Source organism: Pseudoalteromonas sp. S2721 (assembly GCF_005887425.1).
GTDB lineage: Bacteria > Pseudomonadota > Gammaproteobacteria > Enterobacterales > Alteromonadaceae > Pseudoalteromonas > Pseudoalteromonas simplex.
This window is the reverse complement of the sequence record NZ_PNCZ01000161.1, coordinates 1-378: the sequence shown is the minus strand read 5'-3', so window position 1 is coordinate 378 and position 378 is coordinate 1. Positions and strand designations below refer to the sequence as shown.

1 protein-coding gene is annotated in these 378 nt (G+C 34.9%); it reads right to left on the bottom strand.

Features of this window, described 5'->3' with window-relative positions; all coding sequences use genetic code 11:
- Positions 1 to 378, bottom strand: a 378-nt coding sequence (locus tag CWC02_RS20815; protein WP_171043888.1) for a GNAT family N-acetyltransferase, incomplete at both ends; no start/stop codon positions are given.

The following is a 378-nucleotide window of genomic DNA, read 5'->3' as shown; positions in this document are numbered from 1 at the left end:
AGATAAACACACTGAGAAAAAAATTTGATCCGCCTCTCGTGCGCACGCATCGACACTATGGTTAATGTTTTACATTCTGGAATTTCATTCATCTCTTTACTTACTATTTCTGGTGCGTTTTTACCTATACCTTGGCCTAGATATTTTACATCAACCATAAACTGAGCAATGTAAAACTCATAAGTTAGCCCTTCATCAAGCTCATCGTAAAATTGAATAAAACGGCAAACCTCATCTTCACGATATATTGCTAGATTAACATAATGGTAATACAATCTTGATTCAGCGTTAGACTCTGAATTTACCGCTACGTAATCCTCTTGCTCTTTAGTTATTTCTAATTTAATTACATCTCGCCAAATATCCTTCGTAACATCA